Source organism: Xanthomonas sp. F10, from assembly GCF_014206815.1.
In the GTDB taxonomy this organism is placed as follows: domain Bacteria; phylum Pseudomonadota; class Gammaproteobacteria; order Xanthomonadales; family Xanthomonadaceae; genus Xanthomonas_A; species Xanthomonas_A indica.
Window position 1 is genome coordinate 96211 of record NZ_JACHNP010000004.1, and the last position, 17511, is coordinate 113721.

The 17511-nt window shown below is 70.3% G+C and carries 14 protein-coding genes and 1 pseudogene; 11 read left to right on the forward strand and 4 right to left on the reverse strand.

Features of this window, described 5'->3' with window-relative positions:
* Positions 1-45 precede the first annotated feature (45 nt).
* The 6 genes from oleD (at position 46) to FHR56_RS19350 (ending at position 5385) form a co-directional block, all read left to right on the forward strand.
* Positions 46-1056 (forward strand): 2-alkyl-3-oxoalkanoate reductase, encoded by a 1011-nt coding sequence (gene oleD, locus FHR56_RS19325; RefSeq protein WP_160947890.1) that lies wholly within the window; start codon positions 46-48, stop codon positions 1054-1056.
* 62 nt (positions 1057-1118) lie between these two features.
* Complete coding sequence (locus FHR56_RS19330; protein ID WP_003468167.1) at positions 1119-1277, forward strand: DUF1328 domain-containing protein; 159 nt, start codon at positions 1119-1121, stop codon at positions 1275-1277.
* 270 nt (positions 1278-1547) lie between these two features.
* Entirely contained in the window at positions 1548-2189 is a 642-nt protein-coding gene (locus FHR56_RS19335) for an SCP2 sterol-binding domain-containing protein (RefSeq protein ID WP_160947889.1), read from the forward strand.
* Positions 2186-3844: a ubiquinone biosynthesis regulatory protein kinase UbiB gene (gene ubiB, locus FHR56_RS19340; RefSeq protein ID WP_160947888.1), complete on the forward strand. Its 1659-nt coding sequence runs from the start codon at positions 2186-2188 to the stop codon at positions 3842-3844. Before FHR56_RS19335 ends, ubiB begins: the two co-directional genes overlap by 4 nt.
* Positions 3829-4446, forward strand: coding sequence for a class I SAM-dependent methyltransferase (locus tag FHR56_RS19345; protein WP_160947887.1), 618 nt, complete (start codon positions 3829-3831; stop codon positions 4444-4446). Before ubiB ends, FHR56_RS19345 begins: the two co-directional genes overlap by 16 nt.
* Positions 4447-4617: 171 nt before the next feature.
* Positions 4618-5385: a pseudouridine synthase gene (locus FHR56_RS19350; RefSeq protein ID WP_343160768.1), complete on the forward strand. Its 768-nt coding sequence runs from the start codon at positions 4618-4620 to the stop codon at positions 5383-5385.
* Positions 5386-5661: 276 nt separating this feature from the next.
* On the opposite strand, the gene FHR56_RS19355 is transcribed toward FHR56_RS19350, so the two are convergent.
* Complete coding sequence (locus FHR56_RS19355; RefSeq protein ID WP_160947885.1) at positions 5662-6186, reverse strand: DUF2059 domain-containing protein; 525 nt, start codon at positions 6184-6186, stop codon at positions 5662-5664.
* A gap of 162 nt (positions 6187-6348) precedes the next feature.
* Here FHR56_RS19355 and arfB point away from each other — a divergent pair, with 162 nt between their 5' ends.
* Both arfB and FHR56_RS19365 read left to right on the forward strand, forming a co-directional pair.
* Complete coding sequence (arfB, locus tag FHR56_RS19360; RefSeq protein WP_010340085.1) at positions 6349-6780, forward strand: alternative ribosome rescue aminoacyl-tRNA hydrolase ArfB; 432 nt, start codon at positions 6349-6351, stop codon at positions 6778-6780.
* A 51-nt stretch (positions 6781-6831) separates the two neighbouring features.
* A complete protein-coding gene (locus FHR56_RS19365) occupies positions 6832-7386 on the forward strand; it encodes a lysophospholipid acyltransferase family protein (protein WP_160947945.1) in 555 nt (184 codons plus the stop codon).
* Between the two features lie 660 nt (positions 7387-8046).
* Here FHR56_RS19365 and FHR56_RS19370 read toward each other — a convergent pair.
* The 3 genes from FHR56_RS19370 to FHR56_RS19380 all read right to left on the reverse strand — a co-directional run bounded on the left by FHR56_RS19370 (position 8047) and on the right by FHR56_RS19380 (position 12804).
* Complete coding sequence (locus FHR56_RS19370; protein WP_237473333.1) at positions 8047-11082, reverse strand: TonB-dependent receptor; 3036 nt, start codon at positions 11080-11082, stop codon at positions 8047-8049.
* Positions 11083-11195: 113 nt separating this feature from the next.
* The gene (locus FHR56_RS19375) at positions 11196-12251 is read right to left on the reverse strand and encodes a FecR domain-containing protein (RefSeq protein ID WP_160947883.1); all 1056 of its coding nucleotides are present in this window, start codon (positions 12249-12251) and stop codon (positions 11196-11198) included.
* Positions 12232-12804 carry a sigma-70 family RNA polymerase sigma factor gene (locus FHR56_RS19380; RefSeq protein ID WP_160947882.1) on the reverse strand — a complete coding sequence of 191 codons (573 nt, stop codon included), beginning with the start codon at positions 12802-12804 and terminating at the stop codon, positions 12232-12234. The genes FHR56_RS19375 and FHR56_RS19380 overlap by 20 nt, the downstream gene beginning before the upstream one ends.
* A 310-nt stretch (positions 12805-13114) precedes the next feature.
* On the opposite strand from FHR56_RS19380, the pseudogene FHR56_RS20730 reads away from it, so the two are divergent.
* The 3 genes and pseudogenes from FHR56_RS20730 to dcp form a co-directional block, all read left to right on the forward strand.
* Positions 13115-13726, forward strand: a pseudogene (locus FHR56_RS20730) (cyanophycinase); the annotation flags it as partial.
* Between the two features lie 216 nt (positions 13727-13942).
* Positions 13943-14908 (forward strand): isoaspartyl peptidase/L-asparaginase, encoded by a 966-nt coding sequence (locus FHR56_RS20735; RefSeq protein WP_237473338.1) that lies wholly within the window; start codon positions 13943-13945, stop codon positions 14906-14908.
* A gap of 236 nt (positions 14909-15144) precedes the next feature.
* On the forward strand, positions 15145-17304 hold the full coding sequence (gene dcp / locus FHR56_RS19390) for a peptidyl-dipeptidase Dcp (RefSeq protein WP_184502833.1): 2160 nt from the start codon (positions 15145-15147) through the stop codon (positions 17302-17304).
* Positions 17305-17511 lie beyond the last annotated feature (207 nt).

Below are 17511 nucleotides of genomic sequence, written 5' to 3' on the forward strand. Positions count from 1 at the left end.
GCAAGGCCGGCCCCAGAATGGCCGCCCTGACAATGGAGTGTGGCGATGAAGATCGTGGTGACCGGTGGCGGTGGATTCCTGGGCCAGGCGCTGTGCCGCGGGCTGGTCGCGCGCGGGCACCAGGTGGTCAGCTTCAACCGCGGCCACTACCCGGAACTGCAGGCATTGGGCGTGGCCCAGGTGCGTGGCGACCTGGCCGACGCGCAGGCGCTGCAGCATGCGCTGGCCGGCGCCGATGCGGTGTTCCACAACGCCGCCAAGGCCGGCGCCTGGGGCAGCTACGACAGCTACTACCAGCCCAACGTGGTCGGCACCGAGAACGTGCTGGCCGCCTGCCGCGCGCGTGGCGTGGGGCGCCTGGTCTACACCTCCACGCCGAGCGTGACCCACCGCGCCACCCATCCGGTCGAAGGCCTGGGCGCGGACCAGGTGCCCTACGGCGAGGAGTTCCAGGCGCCGTACGCGGCGACCAAGGCGATCGCCGAGCGCATGGTGCTGGCCGCCAACGACGCGCAACTGGCCGTGGTGGCGCTGCGTCCGCGGCTGATCTGGGGGCCGGGCGACAACCAGATCCTGCCCAAGCTGGTCGCACGCGCGCGGGCGGGGCGCGTGCGCCTGGTCGGCGGCGGCGACAACAAGGTCGATTCCACCTACATCGACAACGCCGCGCAGGCGCATTTCGACGCCTTCGAGCACCTGGCGGTGGGGGCGCCCTGCGCCGGCAAGGCCTACTTCATTTCCAACGGCGAGCCATTGCCGATGCGCGAACTGCTCAACAAGCTGCTCGCCGCGGTCGGTGCACCGACCGTGACCAAGACGCTGTCGTTCAAGGCCGCCTACCGCATCGGCGCCACGTGCGAGACCCTGTGGCCGCTGCTGCGCCTGCGCGGCGAGCCGCCGCTGACGCGCTTTCTGGCCGAGCAGTTGTGCACCCCGCACTGGTACAGCATGGAACCGGCGCGACGCGACTTCGGCTACGTGCCGCAGGTGACGATCGAGCAGGGCCTGCAGCGGTTGGCGTCCTCATGGCGCCACGACACGTCCGTCACCCGCTGACGACCGCTATTTGCCGAAGATGATGCCGCGCCGATTCGGCACGACAACTTCTGGATATTGCCATGCTGCATTACGCCATCATCTTCTTCGTGATCGCCATCATCGCCGCCGTGCTCGGCTTCAGCGGCATCGCCGGTGCGGCGACCAACATCGCCTGGATCCTGTTCGTGGTGTTCCTGATCCTGGCGGTGATCTCGATGTTCCGCCGCGGCAAGGTGTAGTCCTTCCGCGACGATCGAACGTCGATTTCTTGCCCGCGGTGCCCTGCGCCGCGGGCAAGTCGTTTCTGGAGGGCGTGCTGCGGCGTGCCGGCCCCACCGACGTGGCCGCCGATAGAGCGCATCGGCGCGCCAGCTAAACGCAGTTGCTGGCCTTCCTGAGCAGGCACCTGGGCGGTGCGCAGGCGCAGTAGCGGCGAGCGGTGGCACGGGTGCAGCATCTGTCTCGCCCTGCGCACGGCCTTGCGACGTGTCTGCCGCTAGAATGCGGGCATGTCTGGATCCCCCTTCGATGCTCTCAAGCCCCTGGCCGGCCGCGCGCTGGAAGCGGCGCTCAATCGCGCGCTGGCGCTGGACCCGGAAACCGGCGATGCCCTGCGCGACCTCGATGGCCAGCGCGTGGCGCTGACCCTGGAGGCGCCCGCGCTGGCCCTGCAGATCCGCGTCGACGGCACGCAGCTGCGGGTCGGACCGGTGGATCCGGCGCAGGAGCCGGAACTGGCGGTGCGCAGCACGCTCGGCGGCCTGCTCGCGCAATTGCCGTTCCTGGCGCAGGCGCGGCGCACCGGCGGCCCCGGTGGGCGGGTGCGGGTCTCCGGCGACGCCGAACTGGCGCGGCGCCTGCAGCACCTGGCCACGCGCTTCGATCCGGACTGGCAGCGGCCGTTCGTGCAGGTGTTCGGCGAGGTGCTCGGCGTGCAGGTGGCCAACACCGCGCGTTCGGCCCTGCAGCAGGCCCGGCGCAGTGCGCAGGATCTGGCGCAGAGCGCGGCCGAGTACGTCACCGAGGAGTCGCGCGACGTGGTCGCGCGCGCCGAGCTGGAGGCCTTCTACGACGACGTCGACGTGCTGCGCGACGATATCGAACGCTTGGCTGCGCGGGTGGCGCGGCTGCAGCCGGAGCGCGGCGCATGAAGGCGATGTTCCGTGCCAGCCGGATCGGCCGGGTGATCCTGCGTTATCGCCTGGACGACCTGCTCGACGGCACCCCGGCCGAACGCTGGTTGCGCCTGGCCAAGCCGTTCGTGCCGCGCGCCAGCCCCGACATCGCCGCGCAGTCGCGCGGGGCGCGCCTGCGCCTGGCGCTGCAGGACCTGGGGCCGATCTTCGTCAAGTTCGGGCAGATCCTGTCCACCCGCCGCGACCTGATGCCGCCGGACGTGGCCGAGGAGCTGACCCTGCTGCAGGACCGGGTGCGCCCGTTCGACGGCGAGGCCGCGCGGCGCATCGTCGAGCAGGCGCTGGGGCAGCCGATCGGCGTCGCCTTCGCCAGTTTCGACACCACGCCGCTGGCCTCGGCTTCGATCGCGCAGGTGCATGCGGCCACGCTGCACGACGGCCGCGAAGTGGTGGTCAAGGTGCTGCGCCCGGACATCGAACGGCAGATCGACGCCGACATCGCCTTGCTGAAATCGGCCGCCGCGCTGGTCGAGCGCACCCATCCGCGCGCCGACAAGATCCGCCCGCGCGAGGTGGTGGCCGAGATCGAGACCACCCTGGCCGCGGAGCTGGACCTGCAGCGCGAGGGCGCCAACGCCAGCGTGCTGCGCCGCTTCTGGCTGCATTCGGACGATCTGTACGTGCCGGAGGTGATCTGGACCCACACCGCCGAGCGTGCACTGACCCTGGAGCGGGTGCGCGGCATTCCCTCCGACGACATCGCTTCGCTGGACGCTGCCGGCATCGACCGCCGCGCGCTGGCGGCCAAGGGCGTGCGGGTGTTCTACACCCAGGTGTTCCGCGACAACTTCTTCCATGCCGATGCGCACGCCGGCAACATCTGGGTCGACAGCGACCCGGCGCGCCGCGACAACCCGCGCTTCATCGCGCTGGACTTCGGCATCATGGGCCAACTCTCGCAGGAAGATCAGTACTACCTGGCCGAGAACTTCATGGCCATCTTCAACAAGGACTACCGGCGCATGGCCGAGCTGCACGTGGAGGCCGGCTGGATGCCGGCGAGCGTGCGCATCGACGAACTGGAGGCCGCGGCGCGCTCGGTGTGCGAGCCGTACTTCACCCGGCCGCTGTCGCAGATCTCGCTGGCCGAGGTGCTGATCAAGCTGTTCCGCGTGGCCCAGCGCTACCAGCTGACCCTGCAGCCGCAGCTGATCCTGCTGCAGAAGACCCTGCTCAACATCGAAGGCGTCGGCCGCCAGCTCGACCCGGAGCTGGACATCTGGGCGGTGGCGCGGCCGGTGCTCGAACGCATCCTGATCGAGCGCTACAGCCCGCAGCGGGCGCTGCACGAACTGCGCAAGCGCCTGCCGGAGATCATGACCCACGCGCCGGACATGCCACGGCTGATCCACGGCTGGCTGCGCCAGCAGGTCGAGGGCCGGCATGAGCTGTCGATGCGCTCGCGCGACCTGTTCGAACTCAACCTGCTGGTGCGGCGCATGCAGCGGCGGGTGGTCGCGGCGATCGCCGGCGTCGGCCTGCTCACGGTGGCCACGCTGCTGTACGCGCTCGACGCCGGCGGCCCGCAACTGGGCGGGGTGTCGCTGTGGGCGTGGATCAGCGGCGGTGCCGGCGTGGCGGCCTTGCTGTCGGCATGGTGGCGGCGTTGACCGCGGCCACGCTCGACCGCACGCAACTGCAGGCGGTGCGGACCGAACTCGGCGCCGAGGGGCCGCGCCACGACGCCGGCGAGTCCGAGCGCGCGCAGCGCCTGCTCAACATCACTCCGGAAACCGGCGAACTGCTGGCGGTGCTGGTGCGCGCCACGGGGGCGCGGCGGGTGCTGGAGATCGGCACCTCCAACGGCTATTCCACCCTGTGGCTGGCCGAGGCTGCGGCGGCGCTTGGCGGCGGGGTGGTCACGCTCGAGTACGCCGCGCACAAGATCGCGCTGGCGCAGCGCAGTTTCGCCCGTGCCGGCGTGGAGGGCTGCGTCGAACTGGTCCACGCCGATGCCGGCGCATGGCTGGCCGACGCGGCGTCGGCCGCGTTCGACCTGGTGTTCCTGGACGCCGAGCGCACGCTGTACTGCGACTGGTGGCCGCAACTGCGCCGGGTGCTGCGGCCAGGCGGGTTGCTGGTGGTGGACAACGCGCTGTCGCACGCGGCGGAGATGGCGCCGTTCGCGGCGCTGCTGCAGGCCGATGCGGCCTTCACCTGCACCACGCTGCCGGTCGGCAACGGCGAACTGCTGGCGGTCAAAGACGCGTAGGTATCGGCGCCGTGAGGCGCGGTTTCCGGTGCGCAGGGGCGACCGCCGCCGCGGCGCAGCGGCACGCCGCGCAGGCGCGGGATCGCGATCTAGCATCCGCCGCCATGCGGGCGTGTCCGCGTCGTCGCGCGCCGACGCGTCGCGCGCCTGGACTCCAGGCACGCCACGCGCATTGTGGCGCGCCGGTGCGGCACGGATAATCCGCAGGTGAATACCGCCGAACCTCCTTTGCAGATCCTGTACCAGGACGCGCTGCTGGCCGTGGTCGACAAGCCCGCCGGGCTGATGGTCCACGACAGCAAGCTCGCCCGCGGCGAGGACGATTTCCTCGCCGACCGCCTGCGTGCGCAGCTGGGTCGGCCGATCTTCCTGGTGCACCGGCTGGACCGCGCCACCAGCGGTTGCCTGCTGCTGGCCTTCGACCGCGACACCGCCAGTGCGCTGGGCAAGGCGCTGATGGGCGGCGAAGTGGACAAGGATTATCTGGCGATCTGCCGCGGCTGGCCGGCCGAGGAGCGCTTCGACGTCGACCACGATCTCGACGGCGGCCCCGGCAAGCCGCTGAAGAAACCGGCGCAGACCCGCTTCGCGCGCCTGGCCTGCGGCGAACTGCCGGTGCCGTCGGGCGAGTTCGCGACGTCGCGCTATGCGCTGCTGCGCTGCAGCCCGGTGACCGGGCGCTTCCGGCAGATCCGCCGCCACCTCAAGCATCTTTCGCATCACCTGATCGGCGACACCAGCCATGGCGACGGCCGCCACAACCGCATCTTCCGCATGCAAGGCGTGCACCGCATGTTGCTGCACGCCGAGCGCCTGGCGTTTCCGCACCCGGACGGGCATCGGATCGCGGTGACGGCGCCGCTGGATGCGGCGTTCGTGCGGGCGTTCGGGTTGTTCGGCTGGGATCCTGCGCCGTGGCAGGTGGATGCGGGAGGATAGCGGCTGCCTGATGCTGCGCGTGGGGTGTGCGAGCGACGTCGGTAAGCGCGTTTTTACCGGCCACTGTCACGATCGACGTCGCTCACCCGGAAGTGATCGCGCTTCCACGTCGGAACTGGCACAGCATCGAGAGGGTGATGCATCCGGATGCGATGTCAGCAGGGAACGCCGCAAGCCTGACGGCTGTCGTGGGGGCGGCTTCAGCCGCGACCGGGCTTCCTCGATAACGCCCGGTCGCGGCTGAAGCCGCTCCTACGACGGCAAGATCGGTTTTAGTTATTTCGCCGGCGGCGTGTTGACCGTCTGTTCCAGGTCCTTCTGCAGGTCGGCGAACAGCGGGGTCATCTTCTGCTGGATTGCGCCCATCAGGTTCTGCATCAGCTGCGGGGTCTTGTCGAGCAGGCTCTGGCCGGCCGGGCTCTCGTAGAACTCGGCCATCGCCAGCACGTCCTGCTTGGAGAAGGTCTGCTTGTACAGGTTGACGTAGAGCGGGCGCATCTCCTGCCAGGACAGCGCCTTGCGCACGGTGGCCTGGGTGCGCTCCTGGATCTGCTGCAGCTTCTGTTGCTGGGCGGCGTCGAGCGGGTGCTGCGCGGTGAGCTGGGCAAACTGCTGGCGTTGCATCGCCTCGATCTGCGGCAGCATGGTGTCGAGCATGTTCTGCGCGCGCGAGGCCGACAGCAGGCGGTTGACGTCGGCATCGGTGGGCGGTTCGGCCAGCGCCGGGACGGCGGCCAGGGCCAGCAGCAGGACCAGCAGCAGGCGCTGCGGCCAACGGAAGAAACGCGGAGTCGGGGACATGGAGCATCCTGCAGGACGATGACCGGCGGCCAGAATACGGCAATCGCCGCGGCCCTGCCGTCGCCCGACGGGGCGCCGCGGGCCGGCGACCGCCGGCTGCGCCGTTCAGTCTTCCCCGGCCCGGAAATCAGGCGGTCCGGCGGATGCCCTACAATCCGCGCCATGGGTAATGGGGCCATCCACATCTCGAGCAGCCTGACGATTCCGGAGGACGAAATCGTCGAGCGCTTCGTGCGCGCCAGCGGCGCCGGCGGGCAGAACGTCAATAAGGTCGCCACCGCGGTCGAGTTGCGCTTCGACCTGGCCGGCTCGCCGTCGTTGCCGGAGCCGCTGCGCGCGCGGCTGCTGGCGCGGCGCGATCGGCGCATCACCGCCGAGGGCGTGCTGGTGATCGATGCGCAGCGCTTCCGTACCCAGGACCGCAACCGCGACGATGCGCGCCAGCGCCTGGCCGAGTTCATCGCCGCCGGGCTGTCGGTGCCGAAGCGGCGCATCGCCACCAAACCCTCGCACGGCGCCAAGTTGCGACGCCTGGACGCCAAGCGCGAGCGCAGCCAGATCAAACGCGGCCGGTCGCCCGGCCGCTGGGAGTGACTTTTGACCGAACGCGATTACCGCCTGCCCGCAGCGCCGCCGAACATGCCGATGGTCAAGCCCAGCCGCTTCATGCGCTGGCTCGGCCGCACCGCCCTGCGGGTGACCGGTTGGCGGGTCGTGGGCGAGTTCCCCAACGTGCCGAAGCTGGTGATGATCGTGGCGCCGCATTCGTCCAACTGGGACGGGTTCCTGGGCTTCGCGGTCAAGTTCGCGGTCGGCTTCGAGGTGCGCGTGCTGGGCAAGACCCAGCTGTTCTGGTGGCCGCTGGGGCCGCTGCTGCGCAAGCTCGGCGGCATTCCGCTGGACCGCACCTCGCCGCGCGGGGTGGTGGAACAGGCGGTGGCGTTGATCCGCGGCGCCGAGCGCATGTGGTACGTGATCACCCCCGAGGGCACGCGCAAGCGCGTGGAGAAGTGGAAGACCGGCTTCTGGAAGATCGCCCACGGCGCGCAGGTCCCGATTTTTCCGGTGTACTTCGACTATCCCAGCCGTACCGTCGGCCTCGGCGAGCCGGTGTACACCAGCGAGGACATGCAGGCCGACATCGCCGCAATCCGCACCTGGTACCGGCCATGGCGCGGCAAGCATCGCGACACGTTGTGAGCGGCAGCGGCGGCTGACGGCGACGCCCATCCGCCGCCTTGACCAACGGTACCAACCGATGTCGTAGGAGCGGCTTCAGCCGCGACCGGGACATCGGGAACGGCCCGGTCGCGGCTGAAGCCGCTCCTACGGGGGGAATGGTCGGGCGCCCTTGTGGGAGGGACTTCAGTCCCGAAGCATGAAGGTGGTCAGTTAGCTTTGGGCTTTACCCGTCGCGGCTGAAGCCGCTCCTACAGGTGCGGCGCCAGCAGAGGGCGCGCTTGTGGGAGGGACTTCAGTCCCGACGCGCATCTGTCGTTTTACTCAACAGCACCAACCGATGTCGTAGGAGCGGCTTCAGCCGCGACCGGGACATCGGGAACGCTCCGGTCGCGGCTGAAGCCGCTCCTACGGGGGTATTGATCGGGCGTCCTTGTGGGAGGGACTTCAGTCCCGACGACTGACGGGGTCAGCCCGCTTCGGTTCCATGCGTCGCGACTGAAGTCGCTCCCACATGCGCCCTGCAGTGCATCGGTGCCGCGTCGGTGCCAATGCGCTGGACCTTGCGCCTGCACGCACAGGCCGAGTGTCTGTTGTAGGAGCGGCTGCAGCCGCGACAGGCCTTCGGTAACGCCTGTTGCGGCTGCAGCCGCTCCTACATCATCGCTTGGACGCCCCGCGCTACAACGCGCTGCCGCCGAACTTCTGCGTGTACTGCAGGTACACGCTGCGGCCCACGGTGTCGAACCAGGACACGTCGTAGTACGGATACGCCGTGTAGGTGCGGTCGTGCGGCGGCATCGTGTCGAACAGGTTGGTCACCGTCAGCGACAGCTGCGCGTGGTCGGTGAAGCGGTACTGCAGCGAGGCGTTGTAGCGGTAGGTGGCACCGATCCACGGACTGTCGCCGCTCTCCGGGTCGTAGACCTGATCGTAGGAATCGGAACTCGGCAGCCGGCCCAGGCGTTCGCCGTGCAGCGTCGCGGTCCAGGCGTTGCGCTCCCACGACACGCTGGCGCTGGCCTTGGTGCGCGGGATGTCGTAGCCGCTGTTGACCGCGAACTCGTCCACCATCGCTTCGCCGGCATACACCTGGATGTCGTGGCGGCGCACCCAGGTGTAGTTGCCGCTCAGGCGGAAGGTGCCGATGCCGGTGTCGAGACGGTACTGCGCGCTCAGGTCGACGCCGTTGGTGCGTTCGCGGGCGATGTTGATCGGGTTGACGTAGACCCCGTACAGGCGGCCGTCGGCGCTGCGGGTCACCCGCGCCAGCGCCTGCTGGCAGGTGGTGGAGGCCGCCTGCAGCACGCCAAGGCGGCAATCGGCCTCGTCGCGCAGCACCTGGTCCACGCGCAGGTCCTGCACCTGGTCGCGCATGTCGATGTCGAAGTAGTCCAGCGACAGGTCCAGGTCGGCCATCGGCGACCACACCAGGCCGGCGGTCCACGAGGTGCTGTTCTCCGGGTCCAGCGCGCGGTTGCCGCTGCGGCCGCGGATCACCGCTTCCTCGTTGTAGCTGCAGTCCTGGATCGCCACGCCCGGCTCCTCGCTGGCGCAGCGGTAGTAGTCCACGCCGGTGGTCTCGTCGTTGCCGGGGCCGGCGTACACGTAGTGCAGGTCGGGCGCGCGGAACGCGGTGCCATAGGAGCCGCGCACCAGCAGCGACTGCACCGGCCGCCACTCCAGCCCGCCGCTGTAGGTGAACTTGCCTAGCGAGCGCCCGGCGAAGCGGTACTGGTCGTAGCGCCCGGCCAGGCTCAGCGACACCGTCGACAGCACCGGCAGGCGCAGCTCGCTGGCCAGTGCCCAGCGGTTGCGGCTGCCGTGGCCGTCGGAGTCCTTCCAACTGTAGTAGTAGTACTGCGTGGCCAGCGGATCCGGGCGCAGGGTGTAGGCCTGGTTGCCGAATTCGGCGGTCGCGGCCATGCCGGCATCGCCGCCGGGCAGCGAGAACAGCGCGGTGTTGGTGGCGGTGAAGGCGAGGGTGTCGGTGCGCGAGCGCGGCTGGTACACCGTGCGCCGGGCGATGCTGTCGTACTCGGCACGGCTCAGCGGCGTGTACAGGCGCTGCGGGTCGGCGTCGAAGATCGGCAGCCCCGAATCCTCGTCCACGCCCAGTTGCGGGCCGAGGAACAGCGCGTTGGCGCGCGCGGCGACGATCTGCGGCCAGCTGATCGTGGCCTGGTACTGCGAGTGGCTGAGGCTGGCTTCGTAGTCCCAGTCCGCGCCCAGGCGGCCCTTGAACCCGGTGGTGACGCTGAAGGTCTTTTGCCGTGTGCGGATGGTGCCGGCATCGAGGCCGCCCATTTCCTCCGGGCTGAACTGGCGGCCCCAGGCTTCCACCTGGCCGGTGGCCTGGTTGTAGAAATAGCCCTGCTCGTTGCCGTCCGGGGCCATGTAGCCCCACTGGGTCACGTCGCGGAACAGCGACAGCTCGTGGTAGCCCACCTGCACGTCGGCGAACCACTCGCTGCCGTTGTCGAAGGCGTAGCGCAGCGAGGCGTAGCCGTTGAGGCCGCGGCGCTTGTTGGTGATGGTGCCGTACCCGATCGAGGCGCTGCTGCCGCAGAACGCGCCATAGCCCGGGCGGGTGGCGTAGCCGGTGCTGCCGCCGTTGAGCGCGGACACCGCCGCGCAGGTGTCCGCGCCCGGATCGAGATAGTTGTCGTCGTAATCGGTGCGCAGGAAGGTGCGCCGCGGCACCTGCGCGCGTGCGGTGGGGCCGTCCAGGGTGCTGTCCTGGCGGCCGCGCTGATAGGCCCACAGCGGCGTCTGCGACACCAGTTCGGCGCCGAACACCGCGTCGAAGTTGCCGCGCGACCAGCCGCTGCTGAGGCTGAGGTTGAAGCTCTCGCCGCCGCCGCGGGTGGTGTCGCCGAAACGGTAGTCCAGCGTGGTGCCGTCGGCGTGCTTCTTGAGGATGAAGTTGACCACGCCGGAGATCGCGTCCGAGCCGTAGATCGCCGAGGCGCTGCCGGTCAGGATCTCGATGCGGTCGATCATGCCCAGCGGGATGTTGGAGATGTCGGTGAAGTTGCTGCGGCCCTTGAACGGCATCGGGAAGTCGGCGATGCGGCGGCCGTTGACCAGCACCAGCGTGTGGTTGGGGCCGAGTCCGCGCAGGTCCACCTGCTGCGCGCCGGGTGAGAAGTCGGCGCCGCTGGCCGACTGCGGGCTCTGCGTTTCGCCGCCGTTCTGGGTCATCGCGCGCAGCACGTCCGGCACCGAGGTGAAGCCGTTGGCCTTGATCTGCTCGGCGCTGATCACGCTGATCGGCGCCGGGCCTTCCACCTGCGTGCGCGGAATGCGCGAGCCGGTGACGCGCAGGGTGTCCAGTTGCGCCACCGGGGCGTCAGGTACAGCTGCAGGCGTCGGCGTGGCGACACGGGCCGCTGGCGTGCGCGCCGGAGCCGGCGCCTGACGCCGCACCAGCCACGCGCCGGAGGCGTCGCGCTCGGCGACGAAACCGCTGCCGCGCAGTACCTGCTGCAGCGCCTGCGCGGTATCCAGGCGGCCGTGCGCACCGCCACTGCGTGCTTCGCCCAGTTGGTCGGCCCGATAGAGCAATTGCACGCCGGATTGCCGCGCCAAGGCGTCCAGCGCCGCACGCAGCGGGCCGGCGGGGACGTCCACCGTGCCGGTGGCGGCCACGGCAGCGGGTTGCGCCTGCGCCGCGCAGGCGCTCGCACAGGCCATGCTCAGCAGCAGGGCACGCATCGGATACCGCATCGAGTTTTCTCCCCCAAACGGGCGCGGAGCGCGCCTTCGTAGCTCCAGGACGAACGAGACCGGCAAATCCCCCCGCCATCGCGCACGCCGGCGCGGGCGGCTTACCGGCTGTGCAACAGCACCGTGTCGCCGCGGCGCTCGGCGCGGATCGGGAAGCCCTGTTCGAGCAGGCGCACGAAGGCGTCGACGTTGGACCAGCGCACGTTGCCGCCGACCCGCAGCGCCGCGGCGCCGGCATCGGCGACCTGCAGCTTGATCGTGTTGTAGCGGTTGAACTCGGCCACCGCCGCCTGTAGCGGGGTGTCGTCGAAACTCAGGTAGCCGCTGCGCCAGTCCAGCGCGCGCTCGGCCTCGGCCAGCGCCACCCGGCGCACCAGCACCCCGTGCGGGCCGGCCTGGGCGATGCTGCCGGCAGGCAGCAGCAACGGTGGCGCGTGCGGTGCATCGGCCGACTCCAGCCGCACCGTGCCTTCGGTCACCACCACGCGCAGCGCGTCGGCGTCGCGGCGCACCGCGAAGCGCGTGCCCACCGCCACCACCTGGCGCGCGCCGCTGGCGACCACGAACGGCCGGCCCGGGTCCTTGCTCACCGCGAAGAACGCTTCGCCGCGCTGCAGGTCGATATGCCGCTGCGCGCGCGACAGCGCCACGGCGATGCGGCTGTCGCTGCTCAGCGTGGCCTGCGAGCCGTCGGCCAGGGCCACCGGCCGCAACTGCCCGGTGACGCTGGCGTAGGCGGTCGGCACCGGTTCGACGGCATGGCGCCAGACCAGGGACAACACCGCGGCACCGAGCAGCGTCGCCGCCAGCGCGGCCGGCCAGCGCCGTCGCGGGCGCGCGGGCGAACGCGGGGCGAAGCGCAGGTCGCGCAGATCCGGTGCGGCCGCCGCCGCGGCGGGCGGCGCCGCCGCGCTACGGCCGCCCAGGCCCTGCCAGCGGCCGCGTTCGGGCACCTGCCCGTCGCGTTGGCCTGCGCCCAGCGCCTGCAGGCGCCCGCTTTCCTGCCAGGCCGCCTGCAGGCGCAGGAACGCCACCCGGTGCGCGGTGGCCGCGGCCAGCCACGCGTCCAGGCGCGCCTGCCGTGCGTCGGTCCAGTCGCCGCGGTCGCGCCGCGCCAGCCAGGCCGCCGCACGCGCCTCAATCCACTTGCTGTCCATCGCGTGCGCGCGCCTGCAACGGCGCCGCCGGCGCCGTCGCGCCCTCGTCGCCATGGAAATGATCGGCCAGCAAGCGCATGCCCCGGGCCACCTGCTTCTCCACGCTCTTCTCGCTGATCCCCAGGCGCACGGCCACCTCCTTCTGTGGCAGTTCCTCGACCCGCCGCAACCAGACCACGCTGCGACAGCGGTCCGGCAAGCGGTCGAAGGCCGCGGCCAGCCGGCCCAGCACCTGGCGTCCGCCGCACCAGCGTTCCGGCGACAGCTCATCTACCAGGACGTGCATCGACTCCAGATCCCCCACCGCCTCGATCGACACCACCCGATTGCGGCGCAGGCGGTCGGTCATCAGGTGCCGCGCGGTGGCGAACAGGAACGACTTGGGCAGGCTCGGCCGGGACTTGCCCGCAGCCTCGTAGACGCGCACATAGATCTCCTGGCGCAGGTCGTGCCATTCCTCGCGATGCGGCCAGCAGCGCCGCAGGTAGCCGCTGAGCGCCTGCTCGTGGACCAGGATTTCTTGGACGAACCAATCGTCGAGGGAAGCGGACATGGATCCCACATTAGCCGATCGCCGGCAGCTGCGGGCAAGTGCCGCGCAGGCGAACGTGGGAGGGTGGCGGTGGCGGGGGGAAACCGTGCCGCCGTTCGTCCCCTCTCAGCAGCGAGCCGCACGCTCGCCTGCCCGTCCCGTTCCCGAGGAGATCCGCATGACCCGTTCCGTCGGCCTGTTCCGGCCCTGGCTCTCCCTGCTGCTGGGCCTGTGTCTGGCCACGCCCGCCGTCGCGCGCGAGTACCGCCAGTACCTGGTCGGCGACCCGGCCGCGCCCACGCCCGGTCCGGTGTCGCCCGGCCTGCTGCTGATGGGCGGCGGCGACCGCAACTATGACGCGCTGCGCTGGTTCCTGGCCAAGGCCGGGCACGGCCACGTGGTGGTGCTGCGCGCCTCGCAGGCGGGCGAGGTAGGCGAGGAGTTCTACCGCAAGGTCGGCGGCGTGGCTTCGGTGGAGACCTTCGTGTTCAGCGGCCGCGGCGCCTCCAGCGATCCGGCGCTGCTGCGCGCGCTGGCGCGCGCCGATGGCATCTTCATCGCCGGCGGCGACCAGTCGCGCTACGTGCGTTACTGGAAGAACACCCCGGTGGCCGATGCGCTGGACGCGCACGTGCGCGCCGGCAAGCCTCTGGGCGGCACCAGCGCCGGCCTGGCGATGCTCGGCGAGTACCTGTACGGCGCGATGGACGGCGGCAGCCTCACCAGCCCGGCGGCATTGGCCGATCCGCTGGGGCCGGCGGTCACCCTCGAGACCGACTTCCTGCACCTGGACCTGCTCAAGCGGGTCATCACCGACACCCACTTCCGCGAGCGCGACCGCCTCGGCCGCCTGTTCGCGTTCCGCGCCAAGGCCGCCACATTGGCGCCGAAGGGGGAGCCGCTGATCGGTCTCGGCGTGGACGAGAGCGCCGCAGTGGCGGTGGAGGGCGACGGCACCGCGCGCGTCTATGCCACCGATCCGCAGGCCGTGGCCACCGTGGTCGCCGGGCCGCTGACGCCGCCGACCCCGGCCGGGCAGCCGCTGCAGGCCGCGCGCATCGAGACGGTTGGCGTCGGCCCCGGCTCCACCCTGCACCTGCCCGACGGCCGCGTCGAGGCGCCAGTGTTCCACCGCTACTACGCGGTGCAGGACGGGCGCATGCGCGAGATTCCCGCCACCACGCTGGTGATCCATGGCGGTGCCGGCGTCGAGCGCGCCAGCAGCAGCGCCGCCGACCTGGCCGAGGCGCGTGCGGCGATGGAGCAGGCGTTGCGCACCGGGCAGGCGCTGCTGGCGCAGGGCAAGCCGGCCGTGGATGCGGTGGCCGCGGCGATCGCCGAGCTGGAGGACTCGCCGCAGTTCAACGCGGGCAAGGGCGCGGTGTTCACCCACGACGGCCGCAACGAACTGGACGCGGCGATCATGGACGGCCGCACCGGCAAGGCCGGCGCGGTGGCCGGCGTGCACCGGGTCAGGAACCCGATCGCACTGGCGCGCGCGGTGATGGAGCAGTCCGACCACGTGATGCTGGTCGGCGATGGCGCCGAGGTCTTCGCAAAGCAGCACGGCATCGCCCTGGTCGACCCGTCCTACTTCCGCACCGAGAAGCGCTGGCAGCAACTGCAGCAGGCGCTGAAGGAAGAGGCCAACAAGCAGGCGCACGCCGATCTGGAAACCGCCAAGCACTTCGGCACGGTCGGCGCGCTGGCGCTGGACCTGCAGGGCAACCTGGCCGCCGGCACCTCCACCGGCGGCATGACCAACAAGCGCTACGGCCGCGTCGGCGACTCGCCGATCATCGGCGCCGGCACCTTCGCCGACAGCCGCTGCGCGGTGTCCGGCACCGGCTGGGGCGAGTTCTACATCCGCGCGGTGGCCGCCTACGACATCTGTGCGCGGGTGAAGTACGCCGGGCAGAGCCTGGCCGAGGCCGCCGATGCGGTGATCGACCAGCAGATCCCCAAGGCCGGCGGCGACGGCGGCGCCATCGCGCTGGGCGCCGACGGCAGCGTGGCCTTCCCGTTCAACACCGAGGGCATGTACCGCGGCTGGATCGGCGCCGACGGCGTGCCGCACGTGGCCATCTTCAAGGACGAGGCGCTGCCGCTGCCCGGCGGGCAGTAAGGAGTGCTCACGGGCCGGCGGTGCCGCCGGCCCGGGCGCGTGCGTGATCCATCCGGCCCGGTGCGTCCCACCGCGGCCAGCCCGCCGATGCAGCGGCGCGCGCGTGCCCGCGCCCGGCGATCTGTACGCCGGCTGGCTGCCGCGCCGGGCCGAGCCAATGGCACATGCCGCTGCCATCCAAACCCGGTAACGTGCACGGCTGTCTTGGCCCCAGGTCCTCCCAGGAGTTCCACCTCATGTCGCGTAACGTCGTTCTGGCCGCTGCCATCAGCTTGGCGCTGGCCGCCTGTTCCGGTAAGGAGTCCACCCCCGTGCCCGCCGCCCCCGCTGCTCCGGCCGCCGCGCAGCCCGCCGCCGCCGCCAACCCGCTGCTGACCCCCAGCACGCTGCCGTTCCAGGCGCCGCCGTTCGACAAGATCAAGGACAGCGACTACCTGCCGGCGTTCGAAGAAGGCATGAAGCAGCACCTGGCCGAGATCCGCAAGATCGCCGACAACCCGGAACCGGCCACCTTCGCCAACACCCTCGAAGCGATGGAGCGCAGCGGCGAGACCCTGACCCGCGTGTCGCGCATCTTCTTCGGCCTGGTGCAGGCCGACACCAACGATGCCCGCCAGAAGATCCAGGAAGAGATCGCGCCCAAGCTGGCCGCGCACCAGGACGAGATCAGCCTGGATCCCAAGCTGTTCGCGCGCATCAAGAGCCTGTACGACCAGCGCGACACGCTGAACCTGGACCCGGAGCAGAAGCGCCTGGTCGAGTACGAATACCAGGAGTTCGTGCGCGCCGGCGCGCAGCTGTCCGATGCCGACAAGGCCACCCTGCGCAAGCTCAACGTCGAAGAGACCACCCTGGCCACGCAGTTCCACACCAAGCTGGTCGCGGCCACCGCCGCCGGCGCGGTGGTGGTGGACGACAAGGCCAAGCTCGACGGCCTGTCCGACGGCGACATCGCCTCGGCCGCGCAGGACGCCACCGCGCGCAAGCTCGACGGCAAGTACCTGCTGGCCCTGCAGAACACCACCCAGCAGCCGGTGCTGGCCTCGCTGAAGGACCGCGACCTGCGCCAGCAGGTGATGGCCGCCTCGCAGTCGCGCGCCGAGAAGGGCGATGCCAACGACACCCGCCAGACCGTGCAGCGCCTGGCGCAGCTGCGCGCGCAGAAGGCCAAGCTGCTCGGCTTCGACAGCTACGCCGCCTACAGCCTCAGCGACCAGATGGCCAAGACCCCGGCCGCGGCGCTGAAGCTGCTCACCGACACCGTGCCCGCCGCCACCGCCAAGGCGCGCAGCGAAGCCGCGGAGATGCAGAAGGTGATCGACGCGCAGAAGGGCGGTTTCAAGCTCACCGCCGCCGACTGGGACTTCTACGCCGAGCAGGTGCGCAAGGCCAAGTACGACCTCGACGAAGCGCAGATCAAGCCGTACTTCGAACTGGACAACGTGCTGCAGAACGGCGTCTTCTACGCCGCCAACCAGCTGTACGGCCTCACCTTCAAGGAACGCGCCGACATCCCCACCTACCACGACGGGATGAAGGTCTATGAAGTGTTCGACAAGGACGGCAAGTCGCTGGCGCTGTTCTACACCGACTACTTCAAGCGCGACAGCAAGTCCGGCGGCGCCTGGATGGACGAGTTCGTCGGCCAGAACGGCCTGACCGGCACCAAGCCGGTGGTCTACAACGTCTGCAACTTCACCAAGCCCGCCCCGGGCCAGCCGGCGCTGCTGAGCTTCGACGACGTCACCACCATGTTCCACGAGTTCGGCCATGCGCTGCACGGCATGTTCTCCAACGTGAAGTACCCGACCCTGGCCGGCACCGCCACCTCGCGCGACTTCGTCGAGTTCCCCTCGCAGTTCAACGAGCACTGGGCGTCGGATCCGAAGGTGTTCGCGCACTACGCCAAGCACTACCAGACCGGCGAGGCGATGCCGGCCGACCTGGTGGAGAAGATCAAGAAGTCGCGCACCTTCAACCAGGGCTACGCCACCACCGAATACCTGTCGGCGGCGCTGCTCGACCTGTCCTGGCACACCCTGCCGGCCGACGCGCCGCTGCAGGACGTGGACAAGTACGAGGCCGACTCGCTGAAGAAGTACAAGGTGGACCTGGCGGAAGTGCCGCCGCGCTACCGCACCACCTATTTCGACCACATCTGGGGCGGCGGCTACTCGTCCGGCTACTACGCCTACTTCTGGTCGGAAGTGCTCGACGACGACGCGTTCCAGTGGTTCAAGGAGCACGGCGGCCTGACCCGCGCCAACGGCGACATCTTCCGCGACAAGATCCTCTCGCGCGGCAACACCGTCGACCTGGCCACGCTGTACCGCGACTTCCGCGGCAAGGATCCCAGCGTCGAGCCGCTGCTGGAAAACCGCGGTTTGAAGAACTGATCGGCGCTGCGCCGGTCGGGTGTGTCGAGAACGGGATGGCCTTGCGGCCATCCCGTTTTTTGTTGGGGGTTGATTTGGACATGCCTTGCGTCGCTGGTACGACTCACTTCAAGGTAGCAAGGGATGCGGATGCCATCGCCATGGCGGTGCGCTGGCTAGCCGAAACTCGACAATCCATTCGGCTGAGGGGGCAGTAGCGGATATACG